Origin of the sequence: Flavobacterium branchiicola (assembly GCF_018383905.1) — a bacterium.
GTDB classification, from domain to species: Bacteria; Bacteroidota; Bacteroidia; order Flavobacteriales; family Flavobacteriaceae; genus Flavobacterium; species Flavobacterium branchiicola.
The window spans coordinates 160,807-174,656 of the sequence record NZ_JAGYWA010000005.1; the positions used below are offsets into that span (position 1 = coordinate 160,807).

The following is a 13,850-nucleotide window of genomic DNA, read 5'->3' on the forward strand; positions in this document are numbered from 1 at the left end:
TTATGAATATTATCAAAAAAATATTTTCTAAATCCCGTTCTCTAGAAGACGGGATTTTTTTTGACACTATTCAGAAAATTCTTGGTTTTAAGCCTTCAAATATCGAATTTTACCGAAAAGCCTTCACTCACAGATCATCAAATAAGCTTGACGAAGCGGGTCATCCGATAAATTACGAACGTTTAGAATTTCTGGGAGATGCTATGTTAAGTGCCGTTATTGCTGCACATTTGTTCAACAAAGCACCTAATGGCGATGAAGGTTATTTAACAAAAATGCGCTCAAAAATTGTAAGCCGTGAACACTTAAACGAACTCGGTAAAGATTTAAATTTGGTGCGTTTTGTAGAAAGCAAAGTTCCTGTGCAACACTTTGGAGAAAATATTCATGGTAATATTTTTGAATCGCTTATTGGAGCAATTTATCTGGATAAAGGCTATTCTTATTGCGAAAAATTTATTCAAAAAAGAGTAGTTACACCTTATGTCGATATTGCAAGACTTGAAGGAAAAGTAATTAGCTATAAAAGCTTAGTTATAGAATGGTGTCAGAAAGAAAAAAGAGTTTTTCATTATGACATTTTTGAAGATAACGGCATTGACGGACAACGCTTGTTTGGTGTCAAATTAAGCATAGACGATAAAGTAATCGCTAGAGCGCGAGCAACTTCGAAAAAGAAAGCAGAAGAAAAAGCATCCCAACGTGCTTATTTTGCATTTCAGGAAAAAATTGACAAGAAATAATTACAAAATTGCTGTAATTTTCTCAAGGCTATATCGTTTTCGTTTATAAATTAACAAAAACATACCGTTTATAGCTATTGATGCTCCGTTAGAAATAGTATATTTACAACTTGATTTTTCATGACATGGCTATTCATAGATTGGATTTAGACGAATTTGACGAAATTGATTATTATTTAATGGCAATTCATACTTCATTAGAAGATTATAGATTGGCCTATTTTATCAATAAAAACCTTCCGATTAACTTAAGTAAGAGCAAAAACGAGATCCATGCTCAAACAAAAGAAGGCGAGGCAAATTTTTCGAGATTTTATTATTATGATTCTGAAAAGGCTGTTTCATGGAATTTGATTCAGAATAAAAATGAAATCATTTCCGTGAGTACAAATGATTTCCAGAATTTGTTTTCTAATGAAACAAGTGAGGTTTCTACAACAATTCATTTACTTCCTGAATTCAAAAAAGTAGATTTTTTCCTGAAAATTGAAAACAGCGAAGAGGCTGTCGATTTTTCAGAAATTCAACAACATTTAAATTCAATAGAAAGTGTTGCAGCTGTGTATGCTGTTGACACCAATAAAATAAAATCAAAAAACAATCTAATTTTTTAAAAAAAATGTTAACAAACAAGAAAACCAAAATTGTTGCTACACTTGGTCCCGCATGTAGTACGAGAGAGATTATCAAAGATATGATCGAGGCAGGGGTTAATGTGTTTAGAATCAATTTTTCGCATGCTGATTACGAAGGAGTAAAAGAGAAAATCGATATTATTAGAGGCTTAAACGAAGAGTTTGGTTATACTACTGCAATTCTTGGTGACTTGCAAGGGCCAAAACTTAGAGTTGGTGTAATGGAAGAAGGAACAGTTGTTCATGATGGTGATAATATCACTTTTACAACTGCTGAGGATGTTATTGGAACTGCTCAAAAAGCATTCATGAAATATCAAAATTTCCCCAATGATGTAAATGTTGGAGAGCGTATTTTGCTTGATGATGGTAAACTTATTTTCGAAATTGTTTCTACAGATAAAAAAACAGAAGTTGTTGCTAAAGTTATTCAGGGTGGAGAATTAAAATCTAAAAAAGGGGTTAATCTTCCAAACACAAAAATCTCTTTACCGGCTTTAACTGAAAAAGATATTGCTGATGCTATTTTTGCAATTGAACAAAAAGTAGACTGGATCGCACTTTCGTTTGTAAAAACACCTCGCGATTTACAAGACCTACAAGAATTGATTGCTAAACATTCTGATGTTAAAATTCCGATTATTGCTAAAATTGAAATGCCGGAAGCTCTTGAGAACATGGATAAAATTGTAGCTTATTGTGATGGTTTAATGGTAGCTCGTGGAGATCTTGGAGTTGAACTTCCGGCTCACGAAGTACCATTAGTTCAAAAAGACCTAATCAGAAGAGCAAAAACTGCCAGAATTCCGGTTATCGTTGCTACTCAAATGATGGAAACAATGATTACAAGTTTAACACCAACAAGAGCAGAGGTAAATGACGTTGCTAACTCAGTAATGGATGGTGCAGATGCTGTAATGTTGTCTGGAGAAACTGCAACAGGAAACTATCCGGTGCAAGTAATTCAGAGAATGGCACAAATTTGCGAAGCTGTAGAAAACTCTCCGCTTATTCAGGTTCCACAAAATACACCACAAATTAAAACAAAACGTTTTGTTACTAAAACAGTTTGTCACCAAGCAGCTTTATTAGCAAATGAAATTGAAGCTAAAGCAATTTGTACGTTAACAAACAGTGGATATACTGCTTTCCAAATTTCGGCATGGAGACCATCTTCTGCTCATATTTTAGTATTTACTTCAAACAAAAGAATCTTAACACAATTAAATTTATTATGGGGAGTAAAATCATTCTTCTATGATAATGACGAAAGTACTGATGATACTGTTACAGATGTAAATAGAATTGCAGTTGAAAAAGGCTATGCTACAAAAGGAGATTATTTAATTAATCTTGCTGCAATGCCAATTAAAGATAAAGGAATGGTGAACACTATGAGAGTATCTGAAATCGAATAATTATATTTCTAAATATCTATAAAAAGCCACTTTTAACAAGTGGCTTTTTTATTTTATAACGCATTCCAAAACTTTATCGTTGCAAAAAAAAAGCAATAACTTCCTACAATAACACATCAAAAAGTCAACTCAAAAAAGAGTCAGATGCTGTTTTTGTATGTTTTTTCCATCAAGAAAAGATCCTTCTTTATATAAATAATATACTTTAAATACCCTTTTGTTTATTTTTTTTTTCAAAAAAGCCAACAAAACCTCTTAGTAATTGATAGGTCTCAAACCTTCCAACAAAATACATAAACACTTAATATTCAAATTTTTACACTGTTTCATTTTACAATATGAAACATTTTGGTGCAAATTTTAAAATTTTGTTGTTTCATTTTACAAAATGAAACAAGCTCAGTCCGATAAAACACTATTGTTCGCTTATTTATTAGTTAAATTTGAGAAACCCAACAAAAAGTTAAAAATCGTTTCGTTCCAAATTTGAATTAAAATGAATTTGAAACATATCAAAAAAATGCAACATGCTAAAAGATATGTTTTTAAAATATACACGTTCCACATTTATTTTTTTGAATTAATACCACTCATACATAACAAGAATTATTAACGAATTTTTTTATCATGAAACAAATCAAATCAAAATGCGGATTTAATAATGCAATTGTAGCATTTGCGTTATTATTTTTTTCGGTAACTTCTATTACAGCACAAAGTAAAAAACAACCTAATATCTTAGTCCTCTGGGGTGATGATATTGGAATTACCAATATAAGTGCCTATAGTGATGGTTTAATGGGCTATACCACACCCAATATTGATCGTTTAGCAAATGAAGGAATGAGATTTCTACATTATTATGGAGAACAAAGCTGTACTGCCGGTCGCGCGGCGTTTTTAACAGGTCAGCACGGTATTCGTACCGGACTTACAAAAGTAGGTTTTCCTGGTGCGCCAATGGGAATGAGTCAGTTAGATCCATCAGTTGGGGGAATCATGAAAAGCTTAGGCTACGTAACAGGTCAATTTGGTAAAAACCACGTGGGTGACCGTAATGAAAGTTTACCAACTGTAAATGGTTTTGACGAATTCTTCGGGAATCTTTATCACCTGAATGCAGAGGAAGAACCAGAATTGCCGGATTATCCAAAAGATCCTGAATATCTGAAAAAATTTGGCCCAAGAGGTGTTTTAAAATGTGTAGCAACAAATGTAGACGATGCAACCGTTGACCCTCGCTTTGGGAAAGTTGGAAAACAAAAAATTGAAGATACAGGAGCCCTTACCAAAAAAAGAATGGAAACAGTAGATGATGAAACATCTGCAGCTGCAATAGACTTTATTAAAAGACAAAGTAGTTCTGGTAAACCATTTTTCTGCTGGTTTAATGCTACTCGTATGCACCTTCGTACACATGTTAGAAAAGAACACAGAGGCAGATATACTCACGGAGACAGTGAATATATTGATGGTATGATCGAACACGATGAAACTATTGGAAGCATCCTAAAAGCATTAGATGATTTAGGAATTGCCGATAATACTATCGTTGTATATTCTACAGATAATGGTCCTCATATGAATACATGGCCTGATGGTGCGATGACTTCTTTCCGTTCAGAAAAAAATACAAACTGGGAAGGCGCTTTCCGTGTACCTTGTATCGTAAGATGGCCAGGTCACATTAAACCGGGAACAATCACAAATGAATTAATGAGTCATAATGACTGGATTCCAACTTTTTCTTCAATTGCTGGTGAACCAGATATCGTTAACAAACTTTTAAAAGGATACAGTGCAAACGGTAAAAACTACAAAGTGCATTTAGATGGTTTTGACCAGACTAAATTATTAGAAGGCGGAAAAAGTGTAAGAGACAAATTCTTCTATTCTGATGATGACGGTTTATTGGTAGGTATGCGTCAGGGCGATTATAAATATGTATTTGCTGAACAACGTAGTCCAGGTACCATGCAGGTTTGGGCTGAACCATTGACAGAATTACGTTTGCAAAAAATATTCAACATATTTCAAGATCCTTACGAAAGAGCTGATATAACTTCAAACACATTCTGGGATTGGCAGCTTAACCATGTTCAGACCATGTACGGCGTAATGAACGAAGTTTTTGTTTTTGCAGAAACTTTTAAAGACTATCCACCACGTTCATTCCCACCAAGTTTTAATCCAACTACGATTTTACAGCAGACTCTAAAAAGCATAAAAGCTCAGGAGTATGTTGAGAAAAATGTGATGCCAAAAATCAAAGAAGAACAAGAGGCAGCTTCAAAAAAGAAAAAATAAATAATCTAAGAGATTCAGGTTGAAAAACCTGAATCTCTTTACTTAATATAAGAATCATGAGAAAAAATATATACTCTTTGTTTATAGTAGCTTTGCTTTTCTTATCGTGCAAAAAATCAGATCCTGCAACTTCTTCGACAACAGATAACAAACAAACCGAAGCTACCACAAATGGTGATCCATTGCCAAGCTGGAATGATGGTACTTTAAAAAGTGACATTATTGCCTACGTAGAGAAAGTAACCAAAAAAGGAAGTCCTGATTTTATTCCGGAAGAAGATCGAATTGCCACATTTGATAATGACGGAACGCTATGGGCAGAAAAACCTTATGTACAAGAACTTTTTGCTTTTTACCAAGTTCAAAAAATGGTTGAAGCAAAACCAGAACTGGCAAAAAAACAACCTTTTAAAGCCGTCATTGAAAAAGACAAAGCTTTTTTTGAAAAAGGAGGAGATAAAGCCCTCATAGAACTTGTAGGCGCAACCCACACCGGAATGACCGAAGAAGCATTTGAAACTGCCGTTAAAGATTTTTTTGCCGGAGCAAAGTATCCGGGAAAAAACGTGCCTGTTAAACAAATTCGTTATCAGCCACAATTAGAATTATTAACTTATTTACGCGCAAATGGTTTTAAAACCTATATCGTAACCGGAGGAACCATAGAAGTAGTCAGAGCAATATCTCAGGACTTTTACGGAATTCCAAAAGATCAGGTTGTTGGAACTTCTTTCAAATACAAATACGATGCAGTTAATAATGCAATACAGCGCGAACCAGCTCTTGATCATTTTAATGACAAAGAAGGAAAACCTGTTGGAATCCAGTTGCATATTGGAAAACGTCCTGTCTTTGCCTGTGGAAATGAGGGAGGATCCGGTGATATAGCAATGTTGCAATATACGCAGGGAAATAAATATCCATCTTTCCAATTACTGGTAAACCACAATGATTCTATAAGAGAATACAGCTATCAGGAAAAAGACAATGCTTCCTTAAATGCTGCCGCAAAAAACAAATGGCATGTTATTGACATGAAAAATGACTGGAAAAAAGTTTTTGCGGATCAATAGATTTTAGATTACCATCTGAATTAAAATTCTACACTTCCTTTACTTTAAACGTATTACTATTATTCTATGAAAAATTATTTTTCAAATACCACCAGAAAAACATGGTACATACTAATCGTTCTGCTGTCTATTCCATTTTCAATTACTGCACAAGAAGAAGATCATAAACCAGGAAGCAGTCCTCAGGAACTTGCAGATAAACTGGCAAATCCTGTAGCAAGTTTGATAAGTGTACCACTTCAGAATAATTTAAATTACGGGATTGGTCCTTACAACGGGACTAAATATACCGTTAATGTACAACCCGTAATTCCGTTTAAATTAAGTGATAATCTAAACTTAATCTCACGCTACATATTCCCTATTGTCGATCAACGAAATATTACGGGACTCAATACGCATGAATTTGGATTAAGTGATGCTACTATAACCGCTTTTTTTGCTCCTAAAAGCGAAAAACTGATTTACGGAATTGGTCCGGCTTTTTTAGTCCCAATTGCTACCGAAACGTATTTAGGAACAGAAAAATTTGGTTTAGGCCCAAGTTTATTAATCATGCATCAGGCACACGGTCTTTCAATTGGTTTTATAGCCAATCAAATTTGGTCTGTAGCAGGAAATAGTGATCGGGCCGATGTAAACCAGTTTTACACTCAAATGTTTCTTTCTTATAGTTATAAAAGTGGAGCAAGTTTAGGTGTAAATGCCGAAGTGACCCAAAATTGGGAAGGAAATACAACACTCATTTCCTTAAACCCAACTATTGGCGGAATAACAAAATTTGGAAAACAGGCAGTACAGTTTTCAGTACAACCTTTAATTCCAATTGTTGGGCATCAAAATATAAAACCAGATTGGGGATTAAGAGCCGTTGTAACGTTTGTATTCCCGGAATCTTAAATATTTGATACACAAATCAAAATAATACCACGCCCGAAATCTAAGCTTTTTGTTTCCTAAATAAAACAAACGTTATGTCAACTGATTTCAAAGATACCACTGAAAGCAAATTTGATCCGGTCGCCTCAAAAGCAGAGCGATATGAAAAAGGTAAATCTATTAGAAAAAAAATACCTCTTTCTTCACATCAAAAATGGAGTTTATTTAAAAATAGAAAAGATCCTGTAGATATTCTCATTCAAACCAGCATCGGAAGAGTAGAAAGTTTACTACCCATTCGATACAGCAGAATGATGGAATCTCCTTTTTCTTTTTTTAGAGGAGCTGCTGCTATTATGGCGGCAGATTTGGCTCATACTCCAGTTTCAGGAATTAATCTACAACTTTGTGGTGATTGTCATTTAATGAACTTTGGAGGATTTGCCACCCCTGAACGCAAATTGGTCTTCGATATAAATGATTTTGATGAAACTTTTCCCGGACCATGGGAATGGGATATAAAAAGACTGGCAACCAGTTTTGTTATTGCCGGAAGATGGCGAAAATTCTCCAATAAAAACTGTAAAGCATTTGCATGGCATGTTGCAGACAGCTACAAAAGACATATGCTGGAGTACAGTAAATTATCGGCACTTCAAATTTGGTACGCCGACCTTGATTTGGCTGAACTTATTGAATTAGGTCACGATAAAGAGCTCAAAGAATTTCAGCATAAAAGAATCAAAAAAGCATCTGAATATACGGCTCATGAAAAAGAATTCGCCAAAATGACGTATCTCGATGGAGCCAGAGCACGCATAAAAGACGATCCCCCTTTAATATTTCACCCAACTGGACCCGAAGAAAAACGAATTTTTAAAGAAGGCGAAACAATTCATAAACGATACATCGAATCATTATCTGATGAAAAACAGATTTTATTAAGCAGATATACACTCCATGATCTCGCTATAAAAGTAGTAGGCGTAGGTAGTGTTGGCACACTTTGCGGAATTAGTTTGCTAATGTCTGCAACCGGCGAACCTATTTTTCTACAATTTAAAGAAGCCAGACAAAGCGTTTTAGAACCTAACTTAAAACACAAAGGAAAATACACCCATCAGGGCGAACGTATTGTCATGGGACAAAAATTAATGCAATCTGCCTCAGATATGTTTTTGGGCTGGACAAATGACGAAAACAACAAATTTTTCTATATCCGTCAGCTTCGGGATGCCAAAATAAAACCTGTCATTGAAATTATGAAATCCAAGAATATGGAAGACTATGCAAAAGCATGTGGATGGGCGCTTGCAAGATCTCATGCACGTTCTGGAGATCCTTCATTATTATCTGGTTACATGGGCGAAACTAATGAATTTGCGGAAGCAATTGCTGAATTCTCGGTTTTATATGCCGAACAAAATGACGCTGACTACGATAAAATGCTTAACGCTATAAAAGAAGGAAGACTACCAATATCCCAATAAAAAACACAAAACCTTTTTATTTTGAAAGAAAAAACCTACATTTATATTTTAAACCCAATTTTATACATTATGAAGAAATTAAAAATCATTCTGTCCTTATTTCTACTGGGAAGTGTTTTAAATCTGGAAGCACAGACAAAACCAAACGTTATTGTTATAATGACAGATGATGTTGGGTGGGGAGATTTAGGAAGTTATGGAGGCGGAGTTATGAGAGGTGCTCCAACTCCTAATCTCGATCGTATGGCCACAGAAGGTGCCAGATTTGTCAATTATTACGGTCAGGCAAGTTGTACTGCCGGGCGAGCCTCATTTATTACAGGAAGAATACCTGTGCGATCTGCCCTTTCATCTGTATTAGTACCCGGGGATCCTAATGGATTAACAAAAGAAACTCCTACAATTGCAGAAGCAATGAAAAAAGCAGGATATTCAACAATGTTTACGGGTAAATGGCATCTTGGTGATAAAGAGGAAAATTATCCTACATCGCATGGATATGACGAAATGTATAATATGTTACCCTATTATGCAGGAGTTTATGCTTATGATGACAAAACTTTGCATCCAAATTTCCCATCTGAAGATACCGAATTTCTAAAAGTATGGAATACTATTAATCTTAGTGAATTTGAAGGCAAAGCGGGACAAAAATCAAAAGTAGTAAAGCAAAAAGTAAACTTTGAAGACTTAGCGACTGTAGATGATGATATGCGCATTACTACAGTAGATTATATTAAAAACCATGCTAAAGATAGCAAACCTTTCTTTGTTACAGTATGCTTTGAAAAGCTGCATAACCCGAACAATCCTACACCGCGCTGGAGAGGAAAATCTCCGGGAGGGGGAAAATATCTGGATGCCTTAATGGAAATGGATGATAACTCCGGACAAATTGTACAAGCAGTTAGAGATGCCGGTATCGAAAAAAACACATTGATTATCTGGACTACAGACAACGGTGCATGGCTAGATGCATGGCCAGATGCTGGTTACACACCATTTAGAGGTATGAAAGGATCTGTATACGAAGGAGGATTCCGCGTACCGGCAATAGCCTGGTGGCCGGGTCATATCAAACCGGGAACTATTAATACAGATATGTTTTCACATATGGATTGGTGGCCAACTATTGCCTCAATAATTGGACAACCGGTACCTCCTCATGAGTGGAAAGACAATAATGGCAGTCCGATTATTTTTGACGGACTTGATCTAAGTGCCTCTCTGTTAGGAACAGGGCCTGGAGTGCGTCAGGACTTTTTCTATTTTGCAGGAATGACCTTTGGCGCAGTGCGTGTTAAGAATTTTAAATTTCTTTTTACTGCAAAGGATTCCTGGTTAGGTTCAGACAAACCGCTTAAAGTTGCAGCAACCTATGACTTATTATGGGATCCTGCAGAACAATATGATATGACATTTAATGGTGCATCACCAGATAATGGAAATTCACCGGGACATTACAGCGGAACCGATAATGGCTGGGCAGGTATGTATATGGCTCCACGACTTATAAAGCTATTTGAAGAAATGAAAAAAGCGCCAAACAAAAAATATATACCATTTGGCGAAGGATTAACTAAAATTATTCCTGAAGATCACAAGTAATATTTTTTAGAAATAGTAAATAAAAACATATCAATCATTTACATTCAAAATGGTTGATGTGTTTATAAATAACATGCCAAAGTAAGTATGAATAAAAAGATTCTGTTTTTGTTTAGCTACATTATAGTGACTATCACTGCACAGAGCCAAACACCTCGTATCGATTCGAGCGCTGTTATATATTAAACCGAACCACAGAATCATTGCGGTATACCAAATCATGCTGTGTTAAAATCGTTGCAACTTATGATATTTCCAACGAAAGCCCCAGAAGTTTAAAACACTTCATGAACGAAAAAGTTTTCATTTAAGTTTCGGATAAAATAAAAATCACATCTATGGAAGATATAGGAAACAGAAGTTTCAGTTATGTAGTTGTACAAGGAAAATAAATTTCAAAAACAATAAGGAAGTCAAAATAATCCACCATTTTAAAGCAAGATTTTTTTTACTTCTTTATGTTAATTAAATAAAATAATATATCTTTGAGAGAGCAATAATCCACTGTTTAATAGCTATTTGTAATTATTTTACAATTATTTAACACAATTTATCGTTCATTCGAGATTTATACAGATTTTAATCCATTCGAGTTACAGTTTAATTATAAATTTAAATATCAAAACATGAATATTAAAAGAACAAATCTTCGCCTTTTCCCATTATTATTTTTGGGCTTACTTTTCGGCTGTGCGCCAACAGTAAAAGTAACAACAGATTACGATCACGCAGCAAACTTTAGCGAATATAAAACCTTTACCGTTTACGACCTAAAAGCTCAGGAAGGTCAGGTAAATCAACTAAATGCAGATCGCGTTGCAAAATCAATTCGTGCCGAAATGACTGCAAAAGGATTTAAAGAATCATCAGACAATCCTGATTTAAAAGTAAATGCAGTATCTATATTAAAAAACAAAACACAGGTTTCGGCCGATACTAATTTCTATGGTTATGGCGGTATGTACCGTCCTTACGGATATTGGGGTGGTGGCGCCATGATGGGCGGTGGCACAACAACATTCAACACTTATGATTATGTTGATGGCTCTCTTGTAATAGATATTGTATCTACAAAAACAGGAAAATTAGTTTGGCAAGGTATCGGAAATGCACAAATAGACAGCAAACCAGATAATCCTGAAGAATTTATTGCCGGTGCTATCAAAAAAATTCTGGAAGGGTTCCCTCCTGGATTAGCAAAAAAATAACCTACAATACCTCATAAAACCGAATACTTACTCTAAAAACGACTAAGTATTCGGTTATACAAAACTGCCCCTCCATTTTACTTTCTTTTAAATTCATTTTGAAGAAAGAGCCTACATTAAATTAAATTTTAAGCCTATAACATATGCTGGATATAGTACTTTCTCTTTTCTTTTTTATTGCAACAATGGTTGGTTTTGCAACATCATTTATGATATTGTTCTCGCGAAAAAACTACTCAAAAAATTTTTTCCTGGGACTATTCCTGTTTAGTCTTGCCGTTGTAAGCATTTACAATTTTTACTTATCAGCAAATGTTTTTAAAGCGTTTCCCGATCTGTTCATGATCACAAAATCATTCATTTTTCTGGTAGCACCAAGTGCCTTTTTATATGTGCGAAGTGTTTTATTCGAGACTCGTTTGTTTCATAAATACGACTGGTTACATTTCTTGCCATTTCTAATTTATTTTAGCTTAACGTTATGCGTCTGGGTTGGAAGTTTTACAGACGTACAATTATTAGAATTTCTTTCCGGTAAAGTACATAGTCCTTTCTCGATGTTAAGCCTTTCAATTTGGTTAATGTATGCTTTCTGTCAAACGATGATGATCTTAAACTATGATTTAAAAAAATTCAAAGAAAATCATTTCAACAGAATAAAAGTACTCAGCTGGATTCGTCTTTACAACCTGATGATTTTGTTTTTATTTTCTACACTTTTTGTACATTATTTTTTAATGAACAAAGTAGATAGTGTCGATTTTTCGTGTTACATATTAATTTCATCTGTTCTATTATTTACTGTAGGCTGGTTGTATTTTAAACCGCAAATTTTTTACGACAATAATGAAACAAGTGAAATAGAACATGCATTTGAAAATTTTGATATTGTCGAAGAGCAGCCAATAGTCATCAAAATAAATGAAACCAAAAGTACCCTGCCTTTACCAAAAGAATTAACAGATGAAAAAAAACAACTTTATCTGTCTAAACTCGAAAGCATTTTTGCCTTAGAAGAACTCTTCCTGAAGAAGGATTTAGTAATTCGTGACATTTCTAATGCCACAGGAATTCCGGTACATCACATTTCAAGTTTAATCAATTCAGAATTCAATCTTCATTTTCAGGATTATGTTAATCTGAAAAGAATTGAATATTTTAAAGAAAAAATAAACGATCCCGAATGGAAAGAACTTTCTCTGGAAGGTATGGCCTGGGGATCTGGTTTTAAATCAAGAACGACTTGTTTTAGGGCTTTTATAAAACATACAGGAAAATCTCCATCAGAATACTTTAAAGTAATCCGGATTAATCCTGATGATGAAAATACCTATTATTTAAATCAATCCTCTAATTGACATACAATTAGTTTACATGTTTCGTCCTAATTATTTCTAAAGCAATAATAAAATAAAAATGATGAACACAAAAACTGTTATACAAACTCGTAAATCTTTTCTGTTATCAATTTTAATATTGATTAGCTTTTGTGGTCAGGCGCAGCTAAAAGGAGGCCATATTCTTGGCTCAATGGGATTACAATCGGGGACACAGACACCTGCAAATACCCTGAGCCTTTATATTCCCGGATACATTTACACGGCCAATTCTTTGCGGGATGCCAATGGAGATAAATCTGTCGAAAATCCGGATATAAACATGTATGTAACTGGTTTGGGAGCATCCTATGTAAGCGACTTCAAAATTTTGGGAGCCAATTATGGCGCAACCGTTTTACTGGCTTTTGCAGCAAATACCATTCAGGGAAACAGTACAGAAGTCGATAACTCAATGGCACTCACAGATACTTACATTGTTCCTGTACAATTGGGCTGGCACCGCAAAAGAGCCGACTTTGTTTTTAGCTATCAATTGTATTTACCCACCGGAAAATTTACAGCCGGAGCCTCAGACAACAGTGGTTTAGGTATGTTCATGAATGAATTTTCAGGTGGAACAACCTTGTATTTTAATGATAAAAAAACCTTTCATTTTTCAACTTTAGCTTCTTATGAAATAAACGGAAAAAAGAAAGATACCAATATAAAAACCGGAGACATTTTAAGTATTGAAGGAGGTTTAGGGAAAACATTTTACGCCATGAATTCCGAAAAAACCGCTCCAACCGGAATTTTTAATGCCGGCTTAATTTATTATCTCCAATACAAAGTAAGCCACGACGAAATCCCGGTTCCCGTTCTTGGAATTGTTCAGGGACATAAAGATCGGGTTGGCGGTATTGGTGCCGAAGTAAATTACTTTCACATAGGCTGCAAAACTTCGGCAGGATTTAGATGGATAGCCGAAGTAGATGCCATAAACAGATTTCAGGGAAATACCTTTTTTATCACTTTAGCACACGTATTTAGTTTCAAAAAAGAATAGTTACACGATTATTTAAATACCACTTTTTTATTCGCACAATAAATTTTAATACAATTTAGGATGGAAAAAAATATTCGACTTACCACCGATAAGAAAAGAGCAAA

The 13,850-nt window shown here is 34.7% G+C and carries 11 protein-coding genes; all 11 read left to right on the forward strand.

Annotated features, from left to right (window positions below; all coding sequences use genetic code 11):
• Window positions 1–2 precede the first annotated feature (2 nt).
• The 11 genes from rnc to KHA98_RS13905 all read left to right on the forward strand — a co-directional run bounded on the left by rnc (window position 3) and on the right by KHA98_RS13905 (window position 13,746).
• On the forward strand, window positions 3–743 hold the full coding sequence (rnc, locus tag KHA98_RS13855) for a ribonuclease III (RefSeq protein WP_213258525.1): 741 nt from the start codon (window positions 3–5) through the stop codon (window positions 741–743).
• Between the two features lie 125 nt (window positions 744–868).
• Window positions 869–1,357, forward strand: a complete 489-nt coding sequence (locus KHA98_RS13860; RefSeq protein ID WP_213258526.1) for an IPExxxVDY family protein — start codon at window positions 869–871, stop codon at window positions 1,355–1,357.
• Between the two features lie 5 nt (window positions 1,358–1,362).
• Window positions 1,363–2,796 (forward strand): pyruvate kinase, encoded by a 1,434-nt coding sequence (pyk, locus tag KHA98_RS13865; RefSeq protein ID WP_213258527.1) that lies wholly within the window; start codon window positions 1,363–1,365, stop codon window positions 2,794–2,796.
• Window positions 2,797–3,423: 627 nt separating this feature from the next.
• Window positions 3,424–5,103, forward strand: coding sequence for an arylsulfatase (locus KHA98_RS13870; protein WP_213258528.1), 1,680 nt, complete (start codon window positions 3,424–3,426; stop codon window positions 5,101–5,103).
• Between the two features lie 56 nt (window positions 5,104–5,159).
• Complete coding sequence (locus KHA98_RS13875; protein WP_213258529.1) at window positions 5,160–6,176, forward strand: HAD family hydrolase; 1,017 nt, start codon at window positions 5,160–5,162, stop codon at window positions 6,174–6,176.
• A gap of 66 nt (window positions 6,177–6,242) precedes the next feature.
• Window positions 6,243–7,076: a hypothetical protein gene (locus KHA98_RS13880; RefSeq protein WP_213258530.1), complete on the forward strand. Its 834-nt coding sequence runs from the start codon at window positions 6,243–6,245 to the stop codon at window positions 7,074–7,076.
• Between the two features lie 74 nt (window positions 7,077–7,150).
• A complete protein-coding gene (locus KHA98_RS13885; protein ID WP_213258531.1) occupies window positions 7,151–8,545 on the forward strand; it encodes a DUF2252 domain-containing protein in 1,395 nt (464 codons plus the stop codon).
• A 69-nt stretch (window positions 8,546–8,614) separates the two neighbouring features.
• Window positions 8,615–10,153 carry an arylsulfatase gene (locus KHA98_RS13890; protein WP_213258532.1) on the forward strand — a complete coding sequence of 513 codons (1,539 nt, stop codon included), beginning with the start codon at window positions 8,615–8,617 and terminating at the stop codon, window positions 10,151–10,153.
• A 626-nt stretch (window positions 10,154–10,779) separates the two neighbouring features.
• Window positions 10,780–11,361 (forward strand): DUF4136 domain-containing protein, encoded by a 582-nt coding sequence (locus KHA98_RS13895; RefSeq protein WP_213258533.1) that lies wholly within the window; start codon window positions 10,780–10,782, stop codon window positions 11,359–11,361.
• A gap of 143 nt (window positions 11,362–11,504) precedes the next feature.
• Complete coding sequence (locus KHA98_RS13900) at window positions 11,505–12,719, forward strand: helix-turn-helix domain-containing protein (RefSeq protein WP_213258534.1); 1,215 nt, start codon at window positions 11,505–11,507, stop codon at window positions 12,717–12,719.
• 58 nt (window positions 12,720–12,777) lie between these two features.
• Complete coding sequence (locus tag KHA98_RS13905; protein ID WP_213258535.1) at window positions 12,778–13,746, forward strand: SphA family protein; 969 nt, start codon at window positions 12,778–12,780, stop codon at window positions 13,744–13,746.
• Window positions 13,747–13,850 lie beyond the last annotated feature (104 nt).